Annotated in this window: 20 protein-coding genes; 8 read left to right on the forward strand and 12 right to left on the reverse strand. The window is 69.1% G+C overall.

Features of this window, described 5'->3' with window-relative positions; all coding sequences use genetic code 11:
• Positions 1-53: 53 nt before the first annotated feature.
• Positions 54-1,319 carry an amidohydrolase family protein gene (locus D7Y21_RS03560; protein ID WP_147469178.1) on the reverse strand — a complete coding sequence of 422 codons (1,266 nt, stop codon included), beginning with the start codon at positions 1,317-1,319 and terminating at the stop codon, positions 54-56.
• Between the two features lie 92 nt (positions 1,320-1,411).
• On the opposite strand from D7Y21_RS03560, the gene D7Y21_RS03565 reads away from it, so the two are divergent.
• The 3 genes from D7Y21_RS03565 (at position 1,412) to D7Y21_RS03575 (ending at position 5,210) form a co-directional block, all read left to right on the forward strand.
• Positions 1,412-2,002 carry a hypothetical protein gene (locus D7Y21_RS03565; protein WP_121711242.1) on the forward strand — a complete coding sequence of 197 codons (591 nt, stop codon included), beginning with the start codon at positions 1,412-1,414 and terminating at the stop codon, positions 2,000-2,002.
• Positions 2,003-2,104: 102 nt separating this feature from the next.
• Entirely contained in the window at positions 2,105-3,676 is a 1,572-nt protein-coding gene (locus D7Y21_RS03570; RefSeq protein WP_120567084.1) for a PKD domain-containing protein, read from the forward strand.
• Positions 3,677-3,773: 97 nt separating this feature from the next.
• The gene (locus tag D7Y21_RS03575; protein WP_120567083.1) at positions 3,774-5,210 is read left to right on the forward strand and encodes a glycoside hydrolase family 43 protein; all 1,437 of its coding nucleotides are present in this window, start codon (positions 3,774-3,776) and stop codon (positions 5,208-5,210) included.
• A 53-nt stretch (positions 5,211-5,263) separates the two neighbouring features.
• On the opposite strand, the gene D7Y21_RS03580 is transcribed toward D7Y21_RS03575, so the two are convergent.
• Positions 5,264-5,986, reverse strand: coding sequence for a TetR family transcriptional regulator (locus D7Y21_RS03580; protein ID WP_120567082.1), 723 nt, complete (start codon positions 5,984-5,986; stop codon positions 5,264-5,266).
• Between the two features lie 125 nt (positions 5,987-6,111).
• Here D7Y21_RS03580 and D7Y21_RS03585 point away from each other — a divergent pair, with 125 nt between their 5' ends.
• Positions 6,112-6,990 carry an SDR family oxidoreductase gene (locus tag D7Y21_RS03585; RefSeq protein WP_121711244.1) on the forward strand — a complete coding sequence of 293 codons (879 nt, stop codon included), beginning with the start codon at positions 6,112-6,114 and terminating at the stop codon, positions 6,988-6,990.
• Here D7Y21_RS03585 and D7Y21_RS03590 read toward each other — a convergent pair.
• The 5 genes from D7Y21_RS03590 to D7Y21_RS03610 all read right to left on the reverse strand — a co-directional run bounded on the left by D7Y21_RS03590 (position 6,974) and on the right by D7Y21_RS03610 (position 12,092).
• A complete protein-coding gene (locus D7Y21_RS03590) occupies positions 6,974-8,104 on the reverse strand; it encodes a hypothetical protein (RefSeq protein WP_121711246.1) in 1,131 nt (376 codons plus the stop codon). The genes D7Y21_RS03585 and D7Y21_RS03590 overlap by 17 nt on opposite strands.
• 80 nt (positions 8,105-8,184) lie before the next feature.
• The gene (locus D7Y21_RS03595) at positions 8,185-8,895 is read right to left on the reverse strand and encodes an iron-containing redox enzyme family protein (RefSeq protein WP_120567079.1); all 711 of its coding nucleotides are present in this window, start codon (positions 8,893-8,895) and stop codon (positions 8,185-8,187) included.
• 79 nt (positions 8,896-8,974) lie between these two features.
• Positions 8,975-9,787, reverse strand: a complete 813-nt coding sequence (locus D7Y21_RS03600; RefSeq protein ID WP_120567078.1) for a GNAT family N-acyltransferase — start codon at positions 9,785-9,787, stop codon at positions 8,975-8,977.
• 63 nt (positions 9,788-9,850) lie between these two features.
• Positions 9,851-10,405, reverse strand: coding sequence for a hypothetical protein (locus tag D7Y21_RS03605; RefSeq protein ID WP_120567077.1), 555 nt, complete (start codon positions 10,403-10,405; stop codon positions 9,851-9,853).
• A gap of 295 nt (positions 10,406-10,700) precedes the next feature.
• The gene (locus D7Y21_RS03610; protein WP_120567076.1) at positions 10,701-12,092 is read right to left on the reverse strand and encodes an APC family permease; all 1,392 of its coding nucleotides are present in this window, start codon (positions 12,090-12,092) and stop codon (positions 10,701-10,703) included.
• Positions 12,093-12,157: 65 nt separating this feature from the next.
• On the opposite strand from D7Y21_RS03610, the gene D7Y21_RS03615 reads away from it, so the two are divergent.
• Positions 12,158-13,150, forward strand: a complete 993-nt coding sequence (locus D7Y21_RS03615) for a hypothetical protein (protein WP_120567075.1) — start codon at positions 12,158-12,160, stop codon at positions 13,148-13,150.
• An 8-nt stretch (positions 13,151-13,158) separates the two neighbouring features.
• On the opposite strand, the gene D7Y21_RS03620 is transcribed toward D7Y21_RS03615, so the two are convergent.
• Entirely contained in the window at positions 13,159-13,563 is a 405-nt protein-coding gene (locus tag D7Y21_RS03620) for a RidA family protein (protein WP_121711248.1), read from the reverse strand.
• Positions 13,564-13,668: 105 nt separating this feature from the next.
• On the opposite strand from D7Y21_RS03620, the gene D7Y21_RS03625 reads away from it, so the two are divergent.
• The gene (locus D7Y21_RS03625; protein WP_120567073.1) at positions 13,669-14,580 is read left to right on the forward strand and encodes a LysR family transcriptional regulator; all 912 of its coding nucleotides are present in this window, start codon (positions 13,669-13,671) and stop codon (positions 14,578-14,580) included.
• On the opposite strand, the gene D7Y21_RS03630 is transcribed toward D7Y21_RS03625, so the two are convergent.
• Positions 14,567-14,980 (reverse strand): immunoglobulin-like domain-containing protein, encoded by a 414-nt coding sequence (locus D7Y21_RS03630; protein ID WP_120567072.1) that lies wholly within the window; start codon positions 14,978-14,980, stop codon positions 14,567-14,569. The genes D7Y21_RS03625 and D7Y21_RS03630 overlap by 14 nt on opposite strands.
• Before the next feature lie 194 nt (positions 14,981-15,174).
• Entirely contained in the window at positions 15,175-18,060 is a 2,886-nt protein-coding gene (locus D7Y21_RS03635) for a YncE family protein (RefSeq protein ID WP_121711250.1), read from the reverse strand.
• 213 nt (positions 18,061-18,273) lie between these two features.
• On the opposite strand from D7Y21_RS03635, the gene D7Y21_RS03640 reads away from it, so the two are divergent.
• The gene (locus D7Y21_RS03640) at positions 18,274-20,988 is read left to right on the forward strand and encodes a LuxR C-terminal-related transcriptional regulator (protein ID WP_121711252.1); all 2,715 of its coding nucleotides are present in this window, start codon (positions 18,274-18,276) and stop codon (positions 20,986-20,988) included.
• 12 nt (positions 20,989-21,000) lie between these two features.
• Here D7Y21_RS03640 and D7Y21_RS03645 read toward each other — a convergent pair whose 3' ends face one another.
• On the reverse strand, positions 21,001-21,261 hold the full coding sequence (locus tag D7Y21_RS03645) for a hypothetical protein (RefSeq protein WP_121711254.1): 261 nt from the start codon (positions 21,259-21,261) through the stop codon (positions 21,001-21,003).
• A gap of 10 nt (positions 21,262-21,271) precedes the next feature.
• Positions 21,272-22,156 (reverse strand): hypothetical protein, encoded by an 885-nt coding sequence (locus D7Y21_RS03650; protein ID WP_121711256.1) that lies wholly within the window; start codon positions 22,154-22,156, stop codon positions 21,272-21,274.
• A gap of 133 nt (positions 22,157-22,289) precedes the next feature.
• Between D7Y21_RS03650 and D7Y21_RS41675 the strand changes: the two genes are divergently transcribed.
• Positions 22,290-23,153, forward strand: coding sequence for a hypothetical protein (locus tag D7Y21_RS41675; protein ID WP_158619433.1), 864 nt, complete (start codon positions 22,290-22,292; stop codon positions 23,151-23,153).
• Positions 23,154-23,156 lie beyond the last annotated feature (3 nt).

Genomic DNA, 23,156 nt, shown 5'->3' on the forward strand with positions numbered 1-23,156 from the left:
CCGCGCCGCGGTTCGTGTCCTCGCCGTTGACGCTGCGGATGCGTGGCAATCCGCTACTCGGCGGAAGCGCGGACGAAGAGCGCCTTGCCTGTTCGAATCGTGCACTTCACGTCGGCGAGCCGCCGGACATCCGTTGCGGGATCGCCGTTGAGCACCACGAGGTCGGCGTCGAAGCCCGGCTTGACTCGGCCCCGGCGCTCGGCGGCGCTCCAGCGCGCAGCGGGGGCGGTGGTCAACGATGCGAGGAGCTGCATCGGTGTCAGCCCCGCGTGGGCCATGAGGACGTATTCCTGCGTCGGATCCAGGTCCGTCATGTACCCGACGTCGGTGCCGAACAGGACCTGGCCACCCGCGCTGGAGAACGCCGCGAGCTGCCGTTCGGCGCTCCCCACCAGGCGGTCGCGCACGTCAGCGGGCACGTCCGCCTTGGCGAGCTCGTACCCCCAGAGCTGCAACGTCGGCACCACGGAAACGTGGCGCGCGACCATCTGGCCGACGAGCTCCGCGCTCCACTCGGTCTTCGGTGAATCGATGGTCGTGTGCACGATGACGTCGACGCCAGCCTGCACGGCGGCACTTACGCCCTCGGGGTCGGTGGGGTGCACCATGACCAGGCCACCCCGCTGGTGGGTTTCATCCGCCGCGGCGCGAGCGACGTCCGCGGCCATGCGCCGGATCTCCCCACCTCCCTGGGGCGTGGCGACGAACAGCTTGGTCCCCTTCGCGCCGTCCCCGACATTCTTGCGGACGATGGCGCGGGCCTCCTCCGCCGACGCGGGTTGCGGAAGCCGCGCCAGCAGCTCGGGCGGCAGGTCCCTCAGGTAGAAGGGAATGCCTTTCTCCGGATACATCGGGGAGCCAACGGTGAGGATCGCCGGCCCCTGCAGCTCGCCTCGCTCGATGCGCTGGCGAAGCGCCTCCGTGTTCGCGGGGTCGGAGCCGGTATCGACGACCGTCGTGAAGCCGAAGCGCGTGGTCATCCCGCTCAGCGGTGGCTGAAGCTCGTCGCGCGGACGGCTGCCGGCTCCGGCGAACGCGGCATCCGTGAAGTGGACGTGGCTGTTCTGGAACCCCGCGGTGATCACCCCACCGCTGCAGGCGTCCTCGAGCCGCACTCCGGGAGGCGGAGCAACCGGCGCGGAGCCCATGGCTTCGATCCTCCCGCCGCTCACGACCACCCAGGCGTTGTCCAACGGGGGCGCGTCCGGAGCCACATAGAGCCGCGTGCCCGTCAGGAGATAGCGATCCGTGGGAGCTGGACGCTGGCTGGACGCGCAGCCGGCGGAGGCCAGAGAGAGAAGCAGAGCGACCCGTTTCATGATGTTCACCTCGCTGATCCGAACCGTGCTCCCAAGCGCGGAGCCCGTCAAACGGTCGATGGATTGGACCGGCGCCTGATATGACTTCAGCCATGTCCCTGAAGCACGTCTCGCCCCTCCTCGCGCTCCTGCTGTCCGTGCCTGGTGGTGCCCCCCGGGCGGCGGATGCGAAGCCCGGTGCTCCGGTGCCCTCCAGCTGCGCCCAGGCCCCCTTGTTCCAGCGCTATGCGCGCAGCGGCATGGTGGAGTCCCTGCCTGGAAACAAGGTGCGACTGACGGTGGTGGCGGACGTCCACAGCGCGGACTGCGGCACCCCAGACTGCTACTTCACGAAGGTGCGGGCGGTGTTCCACTTCGCGGAAGGCAAGGGCTGCCACGTGCGCGAGGTGGAGGTCTCCACGGAGGAGGGTGGCTGCATCCCGGAGGGTGAACGTGCTCCGCCGAAGCGGGAGGCCTTCTTCCCCAAGGGCCCCGCGGACGTGGCCGACCCGGCGTTGGCGCAACTCACCCTGCGCACGCGCAAGGCGGACCGTGCGCTCGTCCTCCTCCCGAAAAACCTCTTCTACTTCGAGGACGTGAAGGCGGGTGGTCCGCTCCACACCACGCTGCCCACCGATGCAGAGGGCGAGGCCGCCTGCTGCTGGGGCGCCTCCATCGCGGAGTCGCATTTCCGCGCCGAGTGATTTTTCCAGTATATTCCAGTTTGTCTGAATAGAATTGACTTGCTGGTTTCCGTGCTCGCAATGTCTCCCTGTCGCCAACGATGGCGACAGGGGGAGCACACCATGCCGAAGTCGAAGCAACTCGCGTCCTGCCTTGCCCTCGCGCTGGCCACGGTCTCGCCAGTGGCCCTTGCTGACTCCGCGATCTACGGCGGCGGCCCGTTCTATTCCGGCGGCACCGCGGTGATGAACGACCTGCGCGGCTCGGGCTTCACCACCGTGATCCTCTGGAGCTTCCACATCGAGGACAACGGCGACCTCGTCTACAACGACATCCCGGTCGTCAGGAACGGCGCCTATATCGGCGACCCGGCCTGGCCCACGCGGCTGGCCACGCTCAAGACGGCGCCGACTTCGGTCAATCGCATCGAGGTGTCCATTGGCGCCTGGAGCGTCCCCGACTTCGAGCGCATGGCCCGGCTGGTCAACGGCACCGCCGCCGGCTGCGGCAGCACGCTCGTTTGCGGCACCGGCACCAACAGCATCCTGTACCGCAACTTCCAGGCGCTGAAGGCCGCCACCGGCGCCGACGCGGTCAACTTCGACGACGAGAGCGCCTACGACCTCGCTCCGACCACGCAGTTCGGACAGATGCTCATCGGCCAGGGCTTCAAGATCACCTTCGCGCCCTACACCCAGCAGACCTTCTGGCGGAACCTCAGGAACAACCTCGGCTCCGCGGTCGACGGCATCTACCTTCAGGTCTACGACGGCGGCGCCGGCAACAACCCCGCGAGCTGGAACACCGCGATGGGCATGACCGTCGACCCGGGCCTGTGGTCGCGCCACGGCACCAACTGCGCCAGCGGCGACAGCCCGGCCTCGGTGCAGAGCCGGATGAGCAACTGGAAGAGCACCGCCGGCATCAACGGCGGCTTCATGTGGCTGTACGACGACATCCAGAAGTGCGCGGCGCAGGGCACGAGCGCGCAGTACGCGGCGGCCATCAACACGGCGGTCAGCGGCAACACCCCGCCCGTGGCCAACTTCGGCGTCACCGTGAGCGGACTCACCGCGACCTTCAGCGACGCCTCCAGCGATAGCGACGGCACCATCGCCTCGCGCAGCTGGAGCTTCGGCGACGGCAGCGGCTCGACCGCGACGAATCCCAGCCGGGTCTATGCCAGCGCTGGCAACTACAACGTCAGCCTGACCGTGACGGACAACGGTGGCGCCAGCCACACCCGGACGCAGACCGTCTCGGTCGGCGCGGGCTACGCCAACCTGGCGCTCAACAAACCGGCGACCGGCTCCACCGCCTGCAACAGCAGCGAAACGCCGGCCAAGGCAGTCAACGGGAGCGTCTCCGGCGGCACCACCGACAAGTTCTGCTCGCTGGTGTCGGGCGCCTGGATGCAGGTGGATCTCGGCTCCGTGCAGACGGTCAGCAGCTTCACCGTCCAGCATGCCGGCGCGGGCGGCGAAGCGAGCACCTGGAACACCCGGGCCTTCACCCTCCAGACCTCCAGCAACGGCACGACCTGGAGCACCCCGGTGACGGTGACCAACAACACCGCCAACACCTCCACCCACGCCATCAGCGCCACCTCCGCGCGCTACATCAAGCTCAACATCACCACTCCGTCCCAGAACGGCGACCCGGCGACGCGCATCTACGAGCTCGAGGTTCGCTGACCGACCCTGCCCACGCCCGGGATGGGATGGAATCTCGACAACAAGTAAAAACTGATAAATAGGACTTCCAAGTCTTCGCAGGCCTGGAGGTCCATCGATGAAGAACCCCCCGTTGTTGTCCGCCGTCGTCCTCGCCGCGCTCGCGGCGGGGTGTGGTGAGGAGCGTTCCGACGGCCCCCTCGTGGACGAGGCCCCGGTGGCCACGTCCACGGGGGCGCTCGCGTGCAGCACACGCATCACCTACGGGGACCGGTGGATCCACCCCGGGCACCCGGAGCAGTTCGACATCGCAAGCGGTCTGGTGACGTGGGACGGCAGCTGCGTCAACGAAGGCTCCAACTCCTACGCCGTGTTGTCGAACGGCTGGAAGCCGTACTTCACCGGGTCCAACGCCTGTGTGATGGCGCTCGACACCTCCGACTGCTCCGGCGCCACGGCCTGCGCGACGCGCGTCACCTACGGTCCGGCGTGGTTGCACCCCGCGGGGCACCCGGCGCAGTACGACGACGTGGGCGGCCGCGTGTGGTGGGACCGGGGCTGCACCAATGCGTCCCCCAATTCGTACACGGTGCTGTCGAACGATTGGTCGCCGTACTTCAGCGGCAGCAACGCGTGCGGCATCTCGCTGCGCTACACGGGCTGTGGCGGGCTCTACCAGAACCCCGTGGTGCCCGTGGACTGCGCGGACCCGGGCGTCATCCACGACGGCACGCAGTACGTCGCGGCCTGCACGTCCGGGGGCGCGGCCAACGCGTTCCCGCTGCGCACGTCCAAGGACCTGGTCACCTGGACGGCCGCCGGCAACATCTTCCCCTCCGCGCGCCGTCCGACGTGGGCCACGGGTGACTACTGGGCGCCGGAGCTCCACAAGGTGGGCAGCCGGTACATCGCGTACTTCACCGCGCGCCACCAGGACGGGAAGCTGTCCATCGGCGCCGCGACGGCCACCAGCGCGCTGGGGCCCTTCACGGACCTGGGCCATCCGCTGGTGCATGACGCGGGCATGGGGATGATTGACGCCACGTTCTTCTACGACACCGCGGGCGTGCCGTACCTGGTGTGGAAGGCGGACGGGAACGCGGTGGGGCAGCCCACGCCCATCTATGGCCAGACGCTGTCGGCGGATGGGCTGTCGCTCACCGGCACGCGCCGCACGCTCATGAGCAACACGCTCGGCTGGGAGGGCGGCGTCGTCGAGGCGCCGTGGGTCGTCGCGCGGGGTGGCTACTACTACCTCTTCTATAGCGGCAACTCGTACGCCAACAGCACCTACGCAGTGGGAGTGGCCCGGGCCACGAGCCCGCTGGGGCCCTATACGAAGCTGGGCAACCCCATCCTCAAGACGGGCGGCGGCTGGGTGGGGCCCGGCCACAACTCGGTGGTCACCGGACCCGGCGGGGACACGGTCATGGTCTATCACGCGTGGAACAGCGCCCACACGGCTCGGGTGATGCTCGTGGATGCCATCACCTGGCCCAACGGCTGGCCCGCGGTTCCGGAAGCGCCGTCCTCCGGTTCGCGTCCGATGCCGTAGCGGGACTCTTCAGGCAGGGGACTGGCGCCTGGCCCCTGCCTGACGACGCGTTGTCACCCGGCGTCCGTGATGCGCGCCAGCAGTTCGCTCAACAGCGCGCTCTCGCCTGGGGTCAGGACGGTGAGCCGGTCCAGGGAGGCGCGCAGCGTGGTGGCCGCTGAACGAACCTCCGTGTTCGCCTGAGGGGCGGCCTCGCTGGTGATCGCGGCCATGACCGTCTCTCTCGCGGCCTCCGACAGCCCCAGGTCGCGCTGCCCTTCAGGCTGGCGCAGGAGCGTGAGCACGGCGCCGTTGCACATCGACGACACGAGGCCGAGCGCCCGCTCTTCACTGACCCGCAGCCGGCCCGCGAGCGCGATGTTCCGGATGCGGCGCCGCAGGACTTCATTCCCCGTGCTGCTCACGGAGGACTGGGGGGCTGGCTCCAGGTCGCTGCACATGAGCGCGAACAAGCCTGGATGGCTGAGTCCGAACGCGACGTGCATGTCCCAGCCCATCCGCAGGTCCTGAAGCGGATCCGGGTGCGGCTTGCGCGCGGCCTTCTTCGCCACGTAGCTCGTCAGCTCGTGCTCGACCACGGCTGACAGGAGGCCGCGCTTGTCTCCGAAGAGCCGGTAGAGGGTCGGCGCCTGCACACCGGCCGCGGCGGCCACGGCACGTGTGGTCGCGGCGTCGGGCCCTCCAGAAGCGATGAGCTCCGCGGCGGCCGCCAGGATGCGCGCACGCGTATCGGGGCCCTCGGCGTCTTCGGCGGCGGCCTTCTCGCGATCCTTCATGCGACCGACTTAACACGCGGCTTCCGGAACGGCGGTAACGAACACTTGATAACGGCGATAGCGGTCGCTACGTTATCGTTGGTATCCAGTTTTCGTTTCCGAGGATACGGAAGAGGGGACGTTCAATGATCGTCGTGACCGGAGCAACGGGGCAGCTTGGCCGCCTCATCGTGGAGAAGCTCATCGCCCGCGTCCCCGTGGACCGGGTGGCGGTCAGCGTCCGGGACGTCCAGAAGGCCCAGGACCTGGCGGCGCGCGGTGTCCGGGTGCGGAGGGGGGACTTCGCGGAGCCGACGAGCCTCGCGCAGGCCTTCGAGGGCGCGACCCAGGTGCTGGTGGTCTCGTCGAACGCCGCCGCGCATGGGGGCGATCCTTTGGCCCAGCATCGCTCCGCCATTGACGCCGCGCGGTCCGCCGGCGCGCGGCGCATCGTCTACACGAGCCACATGGGCGCGAGCCGTTCGTCGGCGTTTCCTCCGATGCTCGACCACGCGGCGACGGAGCAGATGCTGGCCGGGTCCGGTCTGGCGTGGACCTCGCTGCGCAATGGCTTCTACGCCTCGAGCGCGGCGTTCCTGCTGGAGCGGGCCCTGCCATCGGGCGTCTTCGAGGCGCCCGCGGACGGGAAGGTCTCCTGGACCACGCACGCCGACCTCGCGGAGGCGGCGGCGGTGATCCTGACGAACGAGGGTCGCTTCGACGGGCCGACGCCGCCGCTCACGGCGTCGCAGGCGCTCGACTTCGGTGAGCTGTGCGACGTCGCGTCGGGCATCCTCGGACGTCCCATCCGTCGAAGCACCGTGTCGGAGGACGCGATGCGCGCGAAGCTCGTGGCGAGCGGCATGCCCGCGCCCGTGGTCGGCATCTCGCTCGGCCTCTACCGCGCGAGCCGCGACGGTGAGTTCGCGGCCGTCGACCCCACGCTGCGGCAGCTGCTCGGGCGTGAGCCGACGAGCATGCGCGAGCTGCTCACCGGGAAGCTGATGCTCAAGGCGCGGGGATGAACCGAAGCTCCCCGGGACGCAGCGGCCCCAGGTACTTCAGCCACTTCTCGTACTCGCTGTCGTACGAAGCCCGGCGCACGTAGACGTCACCAAAGGCCCCCGAGGTGGGTGTGGCGCGCAGCCACAGGTCCAGCGCGCCCGTGTCGTCCATTCGCGCCACGCCGATGTCTCCCGGCGACGGCGTCCCCGGCAGCGGAGGCAGGGGCTCCACGCCCTCGTCAGGCTTTGTCTGGAGGCTCTGCATCCGGTCCCGGATCGCGTCCAGCACCCAGGGGTCCATGCCCGGCAGCGCGCGCAGGCGGGCGTCCTGTGCCTCCAGCCGCGCGCTCAGCGTGGGGAGCACCTGGGTGCGGAGGGTCTCCACGGCCCGGGCATCCCAGCCCAGGTAGCGGGTGCTGGTCTGGAGGGCGAGCTGCAACCGGCCCAGGTCGTCCAGGGTCGGCAGCTCCTGCGTCCGGGCCAGCCACGTTTCATAGAACGTGCGGAGGAACCACTCCTGGTCGTGCCGGATGACCGGCACCGCCTTGCCCCATTCCCAGTCCGGCGCGAGCCCCGTCTGCCCCAGGTGCCAGGTCGTGAAGCCGCCGCGCTCGTCGGCGAACTTCGCAAGCTGCGTCCAGCGGGCCTCTGTATCGGGGCGGGACTCGATGAACTCGCGGCAACGGCGCATGTCCTCGGCGGAAGCGCGCGGATCCGCGGCCACCAGGTCACACGCCTTGTCCACCGCCCCCCCTTCCACCGCGGCGCGCAGCGCGAGCCGCGCTTCCTGCTCCTGCCGTGCGCGGTGGCGCGACGTCGCCCACTCGCCGCCCATGATGGCCAGGAAGGCAGTGACGGCGCACGCGACCAGCGCCACCATGGGCAGGCCCATCCCCAGCGGGACCGGGTCGAACGAGCGGTCCGACAGGAAGCGCCGCCAGCCGACCCAGAGCGTGAGGAGCAGCGGAAGCACCGCGAGCACGAAGGCCAGCCCGTTCAACGCCTGATGCAGCGGCGTGGCGGAGTGCCGGTATGACTCACTGCTGAAGGCCAGGGTGAAGAAGGTGCCGACCAGCAGCGCCACGCCCAACCCCAGCTCCACCAGCAGACACACTCCCGCGACGACCGCGCTCATCTTCGTTGCCCCTGTCCCGTCGCGGTCAGGGCCCCATGCTCCCGGCCGCGCGCCGTGAGCGTAGCCGAATCCGGCGGTCCCTATGCCGCGAGCGGACGGCTGGAGGCGCCACCCTCACGGAAGATGCGCGGGTAGACGCTCCGGGCGACCCGCGCCGAGAAGAGGATGGCCTCCTGATCCTCGGGGTCCGTCAGCTTCCCCAGGATCTTCACCATCTCCGCCACGTGGTCTCCGTCCAGGGCCCCATGGCTGCGCAGGAACGTCACCGACTTGTGGATGTTGGGAATGGCGGCCGCCGCCTGCATCCGCTCCGCCCACCGGCCCGCCCGCGTCTGCGACAGGTACTCCAGCACGTAAGCGGTCCCCAGCACCGCCGTCGGTACGCCCGCGCGCGAGGTGAAGAAGTTCCACCCCGTATAGGCATCCACCGCCGGACTCTTCGCCGCCGCCTCCACCTGCTCCTCCGTACACCCCAGGTTCTTCAGGTCGGACAGCAACCACAGGTCGTGCCCCCGCTCCTCCTCCCCCTTCTGGATCAAGAGCTCCGCCAGCTCCGGATGGCGTCCAAGCTGCCTCAGCCGATGGCCCGCCTCGCTGAGCAGCGCCGTGCTCCAGCGGGCGTAGTGGTACGTCTGGACGAGGTAGTGGATGTAGCCCTCCGCGTCGAGGGTGCCTTCGAGCATGAGGCGGGCGTCGGGCTGCGCATCCACCGCCGCCACCAGCGCTCGCGCCTCCGCGTCCAGCGCCGCCAGCCAGTTCGCTCCCGCCTGATGCTCTGTCTGTGTTTGCACGTGCGTCTCCTGTCCGGGGCCGTCTGGGCTCCCGGCGGATGTGTGTTGAAGACGAAGGAAGGGAAGCGCCGCGCCGGGTCTAGGCGGCGGAGCTCAGGCTGTTCTCCAGCGCGTGGAAGCGCGCCAGGGAGTCCGCCGGGATTTCATCCAGCGCCATGATGAGCGGCAGCGTGAACCACTGGAAATACGCGTCGTAGAGCGGCTCCGCGATGAAGCGCGCCCCCATCGTCCTGGCGAAGAGCGAGGGCGACCTGGGAACCCGCAGTCCGTCCAACAGCCCCTGCTTCGCCCGGGACCGCTCCTCCGGTGTGTAGAAGGGGGTCCGGGAGTGCACCGCGGCCTCCCGTGGATCGGGCACGTCCACCCGGAAGCACGGACTCCGCCATCCCCGGCTCGCCACCACCTGCCACGACAGCAGTGCGTCCTCGGGCGAATCCGTCTCCAGGTTCGCGGACGCAATCCAATGGGTCACCCCGCGCCGCCGGCTCTCCGCGTACATGCCCGCCTGCAGCCAGGTCACGGCCTCGGAGCGCCTCCACTTCGGCAGCACGCAGAAGCGCGAGGGCTCGGCGAACACCATCCCCGGCCGGATCAAGGCCGAGAGGTCCATTCTCTGCTCCAACTCGAGTCCCACCGTCCCGCCCAGGTTCGCCGCCACTTCCGCGTTGGGCAACGCCACCCGCATCGTCGCCACCGGTTCGGCGCCGTCATGGACGAGCACATGCACGGTGGTGTCGAGCGTGTCGACGCAGGTCACTTCCCGCCGTGACAGGGCCGATTGCTCGGACAGCAATCCCAGCTCTCCGCCAAAGACAGCCCAGCGGATGCGAGCCGCGTCATCGAGCTCCCGTTGGGTGGTGGCGACTCGCCAATGCCAATGCTTGCGCCTCATGGGTCGTCTCTCGGGCACCGCCCGAGGCCTCATACAACGGCCCCGGGCGGCGTGAGGCTCACGTCACTGCATGATGGTGACGATCTGCGCGAAGCAGGTGTTGATGTCGATGTAGGAATTGATGGTGTCGAGGGCACAGACGGCGCCGCCATAGGTGTTGTAATAGACCGTCGCGGTGCAGGTCCCCGCGGAGTCCGCGATGTCCACGCGCCAGATGCACGTCTTCGCGCCGGCCGGGTTCGCCGGGTCGACCGTCCAGTAGTACTGCTGGGAGAACGACGGGGCCGGCGCGGGGGCGTCGATCTGGAACCCGCCCAGGTTGGCGGTGGGCACGGGATAGGGCGAGTACACGCCATTGAACGTGCCGGTCACGATCTGGAGGCCCAGGGAGATGGTGGCGCCGCTCTGGTTGGAGACGAAGAAGTTCTCCAGGGCCGGGCCAATGGCGGCTCCGCCCTTCACCTGGGGAACTTCGGTCGCGCCCTCGCGAACGCTGACGTACTCGCCGCGCTGGGAGAGGAAGTCGGGGAACCCGAGTTCGACCGTACCGGCGAAGGCAACAGACGGCGCGAGGGACAACAGGGAGGCAGCCAGGAAACGCTTCACGTTCCTCGTCATGGACTACTCCTGAGTTGATTGTGTGGGGTTGGCCGAAGCCGAGGCATTCCTAGCACTGGTCTTGATTTAACTGCAAATCAGAACGAGCAAATCAGGTAGTTCCTGTGGGTGCGGATGATTTCGTTCAGCCCGTGTTGCACATTGCGTTGGGGGGCAGGCTAGGGGGTTTCCACGGGTCTACTCATACACGCCGCCTGGGTTCGGTGCGCCCCCGCTCGCCGGGTAGGCGGGCGAGCAGGTCAAACACATACGCGCCTTCGCATGGCTTCAATCAATGACAGTCGCGTTCGGAGCGTCAAGGCGCGCCCAGGGCCGGCGGGGCCTCCGGCCGCCGGGTGCGCCGGCTCCAGAACAGGAACACGGGCACGCCCGCGCCAAACAGCAACGTGCCCTTGAGCGCGTTGAGAGGGTTGGAGGCCGCCGAGCCCAGCAGGACGTACAGCGCCGCCGCGATGAAGAGGAGCGGGGTGACAGGATAGCCGGGCACCCGGTACGCGGCGCGGGGCACCAGCCCCTGCCGTTCGCGAGCGCGGTAGACGAACAGCGTCGCGGCCGTGGCGCCGAAGATGAGCCAGTCGGCGAAGACGACGTAATCGAGCAGCTCGCCGTACGTGCCCGTGCCCGTGAGGAAGATGGCCCAGGCCGCCTGGAAGAGGATGGCGTTGGAGGGCGTGTGGTAGCGCGGGTGCAGCCGGGCCATCCACGGGAAGAACAGTCCGTCCGCGGCCATGGCCTGGTACACGCGCGGCGACACGAGGATGACGAGGTTGAGGAACCCGAAGGTGGAGAGGGCGACGCCCAGGGTGATGAACGTGCGGCCCGCGGGCCCGATGAGTTGGCCGAGCGCGTCCGCCGCCGGGGCGCTGCTCGCCGCGAGCCCCGCCGCGCCGAGCGTGCGCAGGTAGGTGAGGTTCGCGAGCAGGTACACCGTCACCACGCCGATGACGCCGAGCAGCAGCGCGCGTGGCAGGTTGCGCTCGGGGTCGACCATCTCCTCGGCCACGAAGTTCGTCTGCTGCCACCCTCCGTAGCTGAACAGCACCGGGACGAGCGCCGCGCCCAGCGCGAGCACCAGGGAGTCGGGCGCCTCCGGAGCGGCAACGACTTCCACCGCGGCGGGATGGGCGCTTTCGAGCAGGAGCCCCGCGCCCACGAGCCCCGCGAGCGCCAGCAGTTTGAGCACGGTGAAGATGTTCTGCGTGAGCGCCCCGGACCGCACCCCGAAGTAGTTCACCCCGGAGAGCAGGAGGATGGCGCCGACGGCGAGGGGAAAGCGGAACCCGGGCCCCAGGCCGGTGAGCGCGAGGGTGTAGTTGGCGAAGGTGACGGCCACCGCGGCGATGGCCCCGGTGGCGATCATCAGCATCAATCCCCACGCGTTGAGGAACGCGGGCAGCGGGCCGAAGGCATCGCGCAGATAGACATAGCTGCCGCCCGCCTTGGGGATGCGCTGGCCCAATTCCCCGTAGATGAAGGCGCCAATGAGCGCCACGCCTCCGCCGAGCAGCCACACGGTCAGGGTGAGCTCTGGCGTATGCACGCGCTGCGCGACGATGGCCGGGTTGAGGAAGATGCCCGAACCGATGATTCCGCCAATGACGAGCATCACCCCGGAGAACAAGCCGACGCGTCGAGCGTAGCCGTCGCGGTGGGGCGCGGCTTCATCCTGGAGGGGGGAGGGGCTCATGGGCACCCAGCATATCGGCTAGCATGGCTGCTCCCGAACATGTCCATGTTGGAAGGAGGGGCCCCTTGGCGGCTTCGGATGGCATTGACCCGGCGTTGGATGCCCTGACAACCGAAGGACCCCTGCCAGGCGTGGAGGGTGCCCTGCGCGCGCTCCTGGCGACCCAGAAGGCCCGCCGCTTCAGGCACCGCCTGACGGCCGGAGTGCGGTCCCTGGCGCCGCTGGGGGGCATCATCCTGTGCATCGGGATTGCTGGCACCGCCGAGGGCCCGCTGTCCGTCGTGGCGGGAGTCCTGGGGATTGGGCTGGCGGCCGCACTGTTTGTTCGGAGCTTGCTCTTCACCCGCTTCCACGCGGCCGGGCACCCTGGCGACGACCCGAACCGCCGGCCAGAGCTGGTCGTCCGGGTGCTTCAGCGCCTCAAGGCGGACCTCGCACCGGACACGTCCGTGCGCCTGCGGCTTCGTCCCGACCCCCGTCCCGAGGGACCGGGTTCGAGCCTGTTCATGGTGAAGTACCGCAAGAGTGCTCCGCCGGATGTGCTGGATCCGTGGCTCCTGTTGGAGACGCGGCTGGCGGATGGCGCGCACCTGAGGCTGAGCGCGGTGGAGCGCCGCAGGATCAAGGTCAGCGACCATGGACCCGACGGGCCACGGCGGCGCACGAAGTCCAAGCAGAGCGACACGCTGTTCCTGGAGGCCCGTCTGCGCGTGAAGGCCAAACGGCACCCGGGGCTCGCGGCGCTGTCGCTCGACCGGGCCCGGGCGGCGGTGCTCCTTCCGCCCGGTGCGAAGCTTCAGCGGCTGCGCATCACCGGAGAGCACCTGCGGCTCCGGATCCAACTGGAGGAGGCCTGGCGTCCCTTTGTCCCGAAGGACACGGGGGACGAGAAGTCCTCCGCCCCTGACGCGTCCCGCGCGGTGACGATGATGCTGCTGAGCCTCTACCAGATGCTCCACCTCGCCCGGACGCCCCCGGCCCCCAAGGCCGCCAGGCAGCCGCCGCGCGAGAAGCCGCCGCACCCCCGCGCCAGGTCGCGGCGCCGCCGATCTGGTTGAGAAGCGGCTCAGCCCACGACGGCCGTGGCTTCGATCTCCACAAGGACGCCCGGCTCGTAAAGCACGGAGACCCCGATCAGCGAGGCCGGCGCCGGAGAGATCCGCAGCTCCCTGGCGACCTGCTCGATGCCGGCGAGGAAGTCAGGCATCGATTCGCGCTTCCAGTCGACCACGTAGAACGTCAGCCGGACGACGTCGTCGAACGTCGCCCCAGCCGCCGCGAGAGCGATGGCGACGTTGCGGTAGGCCTGCGCCACCTGTCCGGCCAGGTCGCCGCGAGCGACCAGCTGTCCATCCGCGTCGTACGCGACCTGTCCCGCGATGTGCACCTGCTGGGTGCCGGTGGCGATGGCCACCTGCCGGTACACGTCGGGCTTCATGATTCCGTCGGGGTTGAGCAGGGTCACGGGCATGGATGATCTCCAGAGGGGAGGCGAGTGCCGGACTCGTATACCGGGACCATTGACGAACAGCGTTCCCCTCTCCAGCGACGCGGTCGCTACAATCGAGCGCCCTCGATGAAACGCGCCCACCTGGATGAGATCTTCGCCTTCATGTCCGTCGTGGACGCGGGCAGCTTCGTGGGCGGCGGAGAGGCCCTCGGTCTGACGCGCTCGGCTGCGGGCAAGGCATTGGCCCGGCTGGAATCCCGCCTGGGGGTGCGCCTGCTCAATCGCACGACACGCCACCTGAGCCTCACCGACGAGGGCCGTGTCTTTCATGAGCACTGCCTGCAGGTCCTCGCGGCCCTGGACGACGCGGAGGCCAGTGTCGGGCAGCGCACGGGTACTCCCCGAGGGTTGCTGCGGCTCACGCTGCCCGCCGCGTTCGGCAGACTGCATGTCCTTCCCCTGCTGCGGGACTATCTGCGGACCTGGCCCGAGGTGCAGGCGGAGGTGAGCTTCTCCGATCGCGTCTCGGACATCATCGAGGAGGGCTACGACCTGGCGGTGCGCATCAATGCCTCCAGCACCGATACGCGCCTGGTTTCGCGGACCGTGGCCCGATACCCGGTGTTTGTCTGCGCGGCGCCCGCCTACCTGGAGGCGCGCGGCGAACCCAGCACGCCGGAGGACCTGTCAGCGCATGAGTGTCTGGTCTTCAGCAGCCGGACGCGACGGCAGCACTGGCACCTGCGCCAGAAGGGCGGCTCCACGGTGAAGGTGGAGGGACGAAGCCGCCTGCGGCTCGACAGTGGCGAGGCGATCCGGGACGCAGCCGTCGCGGGGCTGGGCATCGCCTATCTTCCCGGCTTCCTGGTCAACGAAGACCTGGCGAGCGGGCGGCTCAAGGCGCTGCTTCCGTCCTGTGAGACGGAGCACGTCCCGATCATGGCGCTCTACCCGAGCAAACGTCACCTGCCAGCGAAGGTGCGGCGCTTCATCGACCTGATGGTCGAGCAATGGAACACGACCGTCACTGCTCGATGAGGAAGGAGTTGCTGATCACCGGCTCCTGGACGGCCCGCCCCTGGGAGTCGGTCTCCCGGGTGTCCACGTCGTGCACGATGCGGTACTCGCCCGCGGCCAGCTCCGAGGGGAGCCTCAGCGTGCCCTGGGCCCGGGCGCTGGCCTTCAGCGTGTGCTGGATGGCCTGGCATGCCTCGGTCTCGCCCAGGTGCGGTGTGTGGCTCCACCCGGTGTCCTCCCTGCGCTCGACCCGCACGTCGCAGAGGTTGTAGCCCACCTCGCGAGTGCCCTCGTTGCGCAGCTCGAGCTGGACGGTGTCGCCGGACCGATACGCCGTGGCGTCCGTGGAGAGGGAGACTTCGACCTCCCCACAAGCCACCAGCAGCGTGGTGAGGGCCATCAACGGAACGGTGAGTCGCATCTGCGTCCTCCTGGGATTGAGTCCCGGCGCTGATGCAGCTGCCAGGCCATGGTCATCCCATCGTTTTCCGGAGGAACGCACCCGGCAGGCATCTCAGTTATTTGAGAGCCCCGGCCATCGGACACGAAAAAGCCCCGCCTCCCCGGGGTCGCCGGGGAAGCGGGGCAGGGGGCCATCCACGCCACGTCAGTCCATCACTGACCGTCGAGCCTGCCGTCCAGGTTCCGGTCGAGCGCGATGCGAGTGCCGGAGCCCGGAGGCACCGCGGTGAAGGTCACCTCCTGGCCCAGCGTGTTCGCCAGCGCGCGCAGGGCCGTGGTGGTGAGGTTGGCGGTGCCGTCGTCCGGCTTCCACGTGCCGGCTGCGCGGTCGAAGAGGAAGCCCTTCACGCGCGTGCCGATGGCGGCCTTCGCCACCAGGTCGGCCTCATACGTGGAGCCTCCGAGGATCTTCGACACGAACGGCGCCTTCGCCCGGGCGATGAGCAGGTCGATGCGCGCTCCCACCGCGGAGGCGTTCGTCGACGTGAGCGTCACCTGCTGTCCGACGATGGGCGCCAGGTCGGAGTCCACCGCCATCATGTAGGCCTCCACCTCGCGGCGCTCGGTGTCGCTGCGGAAGCCCACCAGCGGCCCGCCGATGCTGGTGTTGGAGAAGACGATGGCGCTGAAGAAGCGGAACAGCGTGTCCACCGCGCCGTCGTGCGTGTAGCCGAAGCCGCGGATCTGATCGCCCGTGGGCCCGGTCTCCGAGTGCTGGAAGAAGCTGCTGTCCGGGAAGCCGAACATGCCGACCTTCGTGTACATGTTGCGCACGTGGGGAATCTTCATGATCTGGCTGATTCCCTCGAAGCTGGCCTGACCGTCGGTGCCGAAGAAGCCCTGCGCGGCGTCGATGGTGTGACAGCCATTGCAGTTGAAGCCGGTGTTGCTGCCAATCGCCAGGCCGTCCACTCGGCGGCTGCCGAAGTAGAAGTCGCGGCCGGCCGCCTGCGTGGACGTGAGCGAGTTGTCCAGCTTGCGGATGGGGTTGGGCGGCAGCTGCACCTGGAGCTGGTAGTTCGTGAACTGGTTCATCTCCGCCTCGGTGGGCTGATCCACGCGGCCGAGCAGCCCCGGGAAGGCGACGACGAAGTTCTTGAACGACAGGGCCTCATCGTACGAACCCGAGCCGAAGAAGCCCGTCGACCGGTCCCCGCGCCAGTGCATGGCGCCCGAGGTGGACATGCCGCGCAGGGTCTGCGTCGTCATGGGCCCCTTCATCGGGTGGAAGGAGTTCTGGTTGCCGGTGCCGTTGACGTCCGAGCTCGGGTGGCCGGTGAGCAGGCGGAACGCGCCAATCTCCAGGCTGCTAGCGAGCCGCTTGTCGATGCCGTTGGCCGTCACCGGGTCATCCGGGTTGCCCAGGTCCCAGGCGAGCTCGTCCTTGTCGCCGAAGATGTGGCAGCTGGCGCAGGAGGCCTCGCCGTTGGCCGAGGAGAAGTTCGCGTCGTAGAGGAACGGGCGGCCCTGCACGACGGAGGCGGGCTCGGGGTTGTAGAGCGCCGCCGAGGCCACCTGGCTCTTCGTGGACAGGTCGATGACCTTCACCGCGTTGTCGAAGCGGGTCATCACGTAGAGGCGGTTACGCGCCTCGTCCAGCACCAGGCCGCTGGGGCCGCCGCCGCTCACCGGGATGTAGTTGGCGCTGGCCGTCCGGGGATTGAAGGTGTCCGCCTCCAGCGCCGCGGTGTCGAAGACGCCGACCTTGCTGGAGCTGAACGCGGCCACGTACAGCTTCGCGCCGTCGCTGGAGATGGCCATCTCCGTGGGCGTGGAGAGGCTGTGGTTCTTCGCCGTGGGGTCGAAGCCGGGGGTGCCGGCCAGCTTCGAATAGTCGATGTGCTTGTTCAGGTGGCGCGCGGACACCGTCGTCCCCTTGATGACGGTGATGCGCATCTTCGCGATGTTGCCCTGCACCGTGCTGCCGCCGAAGGCGCCGGGGCCCTCGAAGCGGGTGTGGTTGTTGGCGTCGCTGTTGGTCGCGTACACCGCACCCGTTTTCGGGTTGGTGGCCAGGTTGAAGACCGTCGTCCCCACGCCCGTGTAGAACGCCTTCTGCTGAAGGCCGTCCGCGTCGATGGCGAAGACGTCCTTGTCCGGCAGGTTGAAGCGCACGCCGTTGTTCCAGCCGCGGCCGAGCGTGTCCTCCCAGCGGCTGAGGGCGCTGTTCCACTTGACGATGAGGCCCGTCTCCGGCGCCTTCGCACCCTGGGCGTTCGTGGACGGCCCGGGCAGGCCTCCCAGGAAGAGGTTGTTGCCCCACGGGAACGAGTCTGGCTGGACCAGGCACACGCCCGCGCTGCCAAAGCCGTTACACACGCTGTCCATGTTGATGGTCGTCGTCCGGTTGCCGGACTGGGCGATGGCCGCGTAGACCGTCTTCTTGTCCGGGCTGACAGCGAGGCCTCGGGGCGTGTCGCCGAAGAGCGTCAGGATGCGGACGGGCGTGCCTCCCAGCGTCGTCCCCAGGGACGCGGGGTTGAAGACCCAGATGTCCGCGCGGCCCACGCCCGGAGTGGTGAGCTGCGGATCCCCCGCGCCGGGCACGGAGGCGATGGACGGATCCGTGCGCTGCTGTCCGCGGTGCGCGGTGGTGATGAACGCATTCCCGTTGGCGCCGGCGAACACGATGTCGCGAGGCTCGTCACCCACGAGCAGCGTGCGCACCACGTGCGGCGTGCCGCTCACGCTCACCACGCTGATGCTGTCGGACAGGTGGTTGACCACCCAGACCTCGGTATTGTTGCGCACGGCGACGGACACGGGCTCCAGGCCCACCGGCACCTCCGCCGCGAGCGTCAAGCCCGCGCTGGTGACGTTGAAGACCTCCAGGCGGTTGTCCGGCGTGTTGACGGCGAACAGCTTCGTCCCGTCCGGAGAGAGGGCCAACGGACGCACGTGCGCGCTCTCGAACTCGATGAACGAGGGCGCCTGGGCTGCGGCGGGGGAGGCGACGAACAGGGATGCGGCGGCGCACAGCAGACCGGTTCGGGCGCGCCACCGGTTCTTGCTCGGGCCCACTTGCGGGGTACGGACCATGGGGATCTCCTGGGTGAGCGGATGAGAGCTGCGCACTCGGGATTACCAGTGAGAGCCGCGACATCGCCCCCTCCGAAGGGAGGGGCTGGGGAGGGGGATTGTGACGCGTTGCGGTGTTTGCTGTCTGACATTGGGTGCGTCAGAGCCCCGGCCGCGGCACGAGCGGCCCGTGGTCTACTTCGCAATGCAATCGGTCTCAGGGGGAACGTGCCCATGGGCGATCCGCTCTCGCACCTGCTGCCGACGAAGCTCACGCCGCCGCGGACGGCGTCGGTGCTCGTGTCGCGGAGCGCGGCGCTCCGGAAGATTGAACGGGGTGTCGGCGGCACGCTCGTGCTGGTGACCGCGCCGCTGGGCTCGGGCAAGACGACGCTGCTGACGCAGTGGTACCGCGAGGTGGGCGGGTCGCGGTTGCTCGCGTGGCTGTCGCTCGACGAGCGGGACAACGCGCCCGAGCGCTTCTTCTCCTACCTCGTCGGCGCCATCCGCCGCGCGGCCCCGGAGTTCGACGCGTACATCGCGAGCCAGCTGGACGCGCAGGTGGCGCCCCCGCTCGACCATGCGACGACAGTGGTGCTGCGGAGCCTGTGGAACCTGGGGCGCGAGCTCGTCGTGGTGATTGACGACTTCCACGTGCTGCGGGAGCGCTCGCTGGTGCGGGCCTTCTCGTACCTGCTGGACCACGCGCCGCCGCACGTCCACTGGATTGTCTCGTCGCGCAGCCCGCCGGAGCTGGACCTGGCGAAGCTGAAGCTCACCGAGCAGCTGGTGACGCTCGACGGCCGCGACCTGGGCCTGGATGGGGAGGCCATCCACGAGCTGGGTCAGCGCCTGTGCGGCGCCGCGCTCAATCCGGAGGACGTGGAGTACCTGCGCGCGCGCACCGAGGGCTGGGTGGCCGGCGTGAAGCTGGCCCTGCTGACGGCGGGCGAGCACGCCAGCGTGAGCGACGCGCTCCGCAAGGCCGTCGGCTCCAACCACGACGTGGCGAGGTATCTGGCGGACGTGGTGCTGCGGGAGCAGACGGAGGAGGTGCACGCGTTCCTGGTGCTGAGCTCGGTGGTGGACCGGCTCAACGGGGAGCTGTGCAACGCGCTCCTGGGCATCACGCAGGGGCCGGCGCTGCTGGCGGAGCTGGAGCGGGCGCAGCTGTTCATCCAGTCGCTCGACACGCAGCAGCAGTGGTACCGGTACCACCCGCTGTTCCTCGACTTCCTGCGCACGCAGCTCGCGTGCACGTATGGCGACCGCATTCCCCGGCTGCACCGCGCGGCGAGCGCCTGGTTCGCTGAGCATGCGCTGCCAGACGAGGCCCTGACGCACGCGTTCGCTTCCGGGGACCGGAGCTGGTGCCTGGAGCTCACGGCCCGCTGCGCGGAGGCGTGGATGCGCGAGGGCGAGATTGCCTCCGTGCTCCATTGGACGGCGAAGCTGACGGCGGAGGAGACCTTCCACGCGCCGGCCATCTGCGTGGCGCGCATCGCGTGCCTCATCCTGTCCCGAGGCTTCGCGCCGGCCTCCCTGGCCCTGCAGGACGCGCAGCGCCGGCTCCAGACGGCCGCGGCAGACCCGCAGCGCGAGCGGCTGGCGCGACAGCTCTCCCGGCTCGAGCTGCTGCACGCTGTCCTGTCGGACTCGGCCCCTGCCTCCGGCGTCGAGCTGGAGACGTCACCGGGGGACGAGGATCCGGACGTCTTCATGGCGGGCGCGGTGCTGGCGGCGAAGGCCTACCAGGCGCTCCGGCAGAACCGGTTCGATGCGATGCGCCGGCTCGCGTCCGTCGCGCGCGAGACGCTGCAGGGGCTGAACAACCCCTACATGGTGGGCTACACGGACGTCCTCATCGTGCTGGCGGACCGGGCGCAGGGGCACATGAAGGACGCGGTGGACCGGTGCGAGGCGGCGTTCGAGCGCGCGAGCCGGGGACGGCGCAACCCGGTGTGGGTGAACGCGGCGACGGCGCTGGCCAACACCCGCTACGACCAGAACCGGCTGGACGAGGCCGAGGCGCTCTGCATCGAGGTCCTCCCGCTGCTGTCACAGGCGGCGGTGTTCGAGACCTTCGCGGTGGCCTACCTGGTGCTGGCCCGACTCAAGGCAATCCGAGGCAAGTACGCGGAGGCCTGGCAGCTCTTGGACTACCTTCACAGCGTGCTCGAATGCGGGCACCAGACGCGCTTCCTGGCCCATGTCTGCGGAGAGAAGATCCGGCTCGCGTTGGTGGAGCAATCCCCCGCGAGGATGAAGGCGGTGGCGCGGGAGTTCGACCTGGGCGAGCGCATGCGCCGGGGCGAGTGGAGCGAGCGGCGCTTCTACGACGAGACCTGGGAGCAGCTGGGGGTGGCGCAGGCGTGGGTGTTGATGGCGAAAGGGCGGCACGACCGGGCGCATGGGCTGTTGGAGACGCTGCGGGCCAGCGCGCATGACGCGGGCTGCGTGGCCCGGGAGACGGCGCTGCTGGCGGCGCTGGCGGTGTGTCATTGGCGCACGGGGGACCCCGCGGCGGCGTTCGCCGCGGTGAACCGGGGGTTCGCGCTGGTGCCCCGGTTCGGCTTCAGCCGGGGCGTGTTCGACGAAACGCCGGGCTTGCAGGAGGTCATCGTCGCGGCGGCCACGCAGCGCAAGCTGAGCCACGTGCTGCCGGCCCGCTACACCGAGCGGTACCAGGACCTGCTGTCCCTGGGCCCCAGCGGGCCGGCCGGAATCGCGCCCCTGCCCAGCGCGCCGCTGGAGCCGCTCACCGAGCGGGAGCTCCAGATGCTCAAGCTCCTGGCGCAGGGGCTGAGCAACCAGGAGATCAGCGAGCGCTCCAACGTGGCGCTCTCCACCACGAAGTGGCACCTGCGCAACGTGTTCTCGAAGCTTGAGGTGACGACACGCACCGCGGCCATCGTGAAGGCGCGGGAGCGGCTGGCGCGGAACCTCTGAGGGCGCGGACCGTCAACCGCGCTCGTCTTTGACCGTCGCGGTGTTCAAGAGCCGGGTGGGATCCTTGTTGGCGAGCGATACCAGGCCGGCAATCTCCTCGACATGCCCCTCCCTGGCGCAGAAGACAATGGCACCCAGCAATCGGTCGGTGGGGTGCGAGACCTGGCTCAACTGCGCGAGCACGGGTTCCACCTGGTCGCGTCCGAACTTCCGCTCGATCTCAGCGACGCGGTCCGCGTGATTGAGACCGTACTCCTGCTTCTTGCGTGGCATCCGTCCCTCCTTACGCCGCGTGGGAAAGCCCCCGCCGCTCCAGGAAGGCTTGCAGCTCGGGCCACCGGGCGGAGAGGAACTCGAAGTCGCCGGGGCGCACGGGCTGCAGGGACGCGAGCGCGGCATCAATGGCAGTCGCGTGGCTCGCCGGATCCAGGGCGTCCAGGGCGAAGGCCCGGAGGAGCTTGAGCCGGCGGGCGTCCCGTCCCACCAGTGCATCCGCTTCGCCCGCCCGCGCATCCAGCGTGGACACGGCGGCGGCGGGGTTGCCTTCGCGGCAGAGGAGCGCGACCTCCGGCAGCAGCGCGTAGATGGGGGGCAGGTCGCCGTTGCGCTTGCGTCCCTCCTCCAGCCAGGCGCGCGCGGAGGCGAGGTCCCCTTGCGTGAAGCGCGCCATGGCGATCAGGCCCGGCATCCACCGGTGCATCGCCGGGACGGAGCTCCGGAGCTTCCCGGAACGCTCCGCGGAGCCGAAGAGCTCCAGCGCGCGTCCCGTGTCGCCCATCGCCAGCTGGCACTGACCCATCATGGCGACCGACACCGCCCGCTGGGCCCCCTGGGTGGCGCGGCGGGCGGCTTCCTCGAAGCGGCGGGAGGACTCCTGTTCGTCCCCCGCGCTGAAGAAGGAGACCCCCTGGTGGTACGCCTCCGCCCAGCGACGGAGCCGCCAGTAGAAGAAGGCGAACAGCGTCAGGAAGACCGTGACGAGCAACGGGATGAAGAACCGCGGCCCGCCCAGGGCCTCTCGCGCTGCCTCCTCGCCGCGGCTGGAGGCGAAGAAGTTGTAGGCGACGAGGAAGATGGCGATCCAGACCCCCCATGCGACGACCCGGTGGGGCGCGACGAATGGAAAGGGTTTGAGGTGGGACTCTTTGGGCAAGGGCAGTTCGTTCACGGGACCTTCCACCCTAACACCCCCTGGTCCTCCGTTCAGTCATCCAACTTTCTCGCGAAGGGGGTGAGGGAAATTCCGCCCTGATTTCGTTGATGGGCCATCACCCAAACCCCAGACGGGGGAAGGACGGACCATGAAACTCCGGATGCAGACACACCTGTGGACGGGCGCGGCGCTCGCGCTGCTCCTGCCCGCGGCGGCGCTGGCGAACGAAACCCACGTCTACGGCATCGCCAACTTCGGAGGCCCGGGGCAGTGCAATGCCGAGTCGCACTCCGTGCATACGGCTACGGCGGCGGAGTTCGCCAACTACTTCAACTCACTCAAGAGCAACGGGCTCTGGTCGGACGTCCGCACCATCAACAACTCGAGTGCGCGCGCGGACTTCTGGACCGACTACTCGAAGCTCCCGGCTGAAGCGAAGGACACCCAGGCCAACTTCGGCGTGGATGACGCGGATGTCCTCTTCGTGCACACCCACGGCGGCCACAACGAGGCGAACCTGCGCAGCTGGCTCGTGATGGGGACCAACGCGGATGCGTGCTCGGCCGTCACGGACACCCACATGAGCCTGAACGGCAAGCTGAACATCGCCGTCGTGAAGGCCTGCCAGTCTGGCGACTACCAGGTCTGGAAGCAGGGCGGGTACCGGCGGGCGCTCGTGACGCCCAACAGCGGCTTCACCATGTGGAATGCCTTTCACGGCGACTCGTCGTGCGGCAACTTCGTGAAGACCTACGTGAAGGGCTACGTGGCGAATTCGCGGCGCGAAGGCGCGGGCGAAAACTGGCTCGACGCGGCCTACGACGTCGACGAGGGCGAGAACAACGACGACTGCCCGGTGTCCATCGTCTTCGGTGAAACCAAGGCGCAGCGCATCGCGATGTACGAGACCGGCGGCTGGCGGGACCGCCAGTACACCGGGCGCAAGGTCGCCTCCCACATCTTCTACGTGGGGGGCTGCGACCCCTCCGGCGGGCAGAAGCTGCCCGAGTGACCG

Source organism: Corallococcus sp. AB045 (genome assembly GCF_003668895.1).
GTDB classification, from domain to species: Bacteria; Myxococcota; Myxococcia; order Myxococcales; family Myxococcaceae; genus Corallococcus; species Corallococcus coralloides.

Excerpts from the sequence above, each read along its gene's own strand:
- D7Y21_RS03625 (WP_120567073.1), top strand. The coding sequence starts at position 13,669 with ATGAAACGCGCCCACCTGGATGAGATCTTCGCCTTCATGTCCGTCGTG.
- D7Y21_RS03600 (WP_120567078.1), bottom strand. The coding sequence starts at position 9,787 with ATGAGGCGCAAGCATTGGCATTGGCGAGTCGCCACCACCCAACGGGAG.
- D7Y21_RS03630 (WP_120567072.1), bottom strand. The coding sequence starts at position 14,980 with ATGCGACTCACCGTTCCGTTGATGGCCCTCACCACGCTGCTGGTGGCT.
- D7Y21_RS03565 (WP_121711242.1), top strand. The coding sequence starts at position 1,412 with ATGTCCCTGAAGCACGTCTCGCCCCTCCTCGCGCTCCTGCTGTCCGTG.
- D7Y21_RS03620 (WP_121711248.1), bottom strand. The coding sequence starts at position 13,563 with ATGCCCGTGACCCTGCTCAACCCCGACGGAATCATGAAGCCCGACGTG.
- D7Y21_RS03635 (WP_121711250.1), bottom strand. The coding sequence starts at position 18,060 with ATGGTCCGTACCCCGCAAGTGGGCCCGAGCAAGAACCGGTGGCGCGCC.
- D7Y21_RS03640 (WP_121711252.1), top strand. The coding sequence starts at position 18,274 with ATGGGCGATCCGCTCTCGCACCTGCTGCCGACGAAGCTCACGCCGCCG.
- D7Y21_RS03590 (WP_121711246.1), bottom strand. The coding sequence starts at position 8,104 with ATGAGCGCGGTCGTCGCGGGAGTGTGTCTGCTGGTGGAGCTGGGGTTG.
- D7Y21_RS03570 (WP_120567084.1), top strand. The coding sequence starts at position 2,105 with ATGCCGAAGTCGAAGCAACTCGCGTCCTGCCTTGCCCTCGCGCTGGCC.
- D7Y21_RS03580 (WP_120567082.1), bottom strand. The coding sequence starts at position 5,986 with ATGAAGGATCGCGAGAAGGCCGCCGCCGAAGACGCCGAGGGCCCCGAT.
- D7Y21_RS03605 (WP_120567077.1), bottom strand. The coding sequence starts at position 10,405 with ATGACGAGGAACGTGAAGCGTTTCCTGGCTGCCTCCCTGTTGTCCCTC.
- D7Y21_RS03575 (WP_120567083.1), top strand. The coding sequence starts at position 3,774 with ATGAAGAACCCCCCGTTGTTGTCCGCCGTCGTCCTCGCCGCGCTCGCG.
- D7Y21_RS41675 (WP_158619433.1), top strand. The coding sequence starts at position 22,290 with ATGAAACTCCGGATGCAGACACACCTGTGGACGGGCGCGGCGCTCGCG.
- D7Y21_RS03585 (WP_121711244.1), top strand. The coding sequence starts at position 6,112 with ATGATCGTCGTGACCGGAGCAACGGGGCAGCTTGGCCGCCTCATCGTG.
- D7Y21_RS03645 (WP_121711254.1), bottom strand. The coding sequence starts at position 21,261 with ATGCCACGCAAGAAGCAGGAGTACGGTCTCAATCACGCGGACCGCGTC.
- D7Y21_RS03610 (WP_120567076.1), bottom strand. The coding sequence starts at position 12,092 with ATGAGCCCCTCCCCCCTCCAGGATGAAGCCGCGCCCCACCGCGACGGC.
- D7Y21_RS03560 (WP_147469178.1), bottom strand. The coding sequence starts at position 1,319 with ATGAAACGGGTCGCTCTGCTTCTCTCTCTGGCCTCCGCCGGCTGCGCG.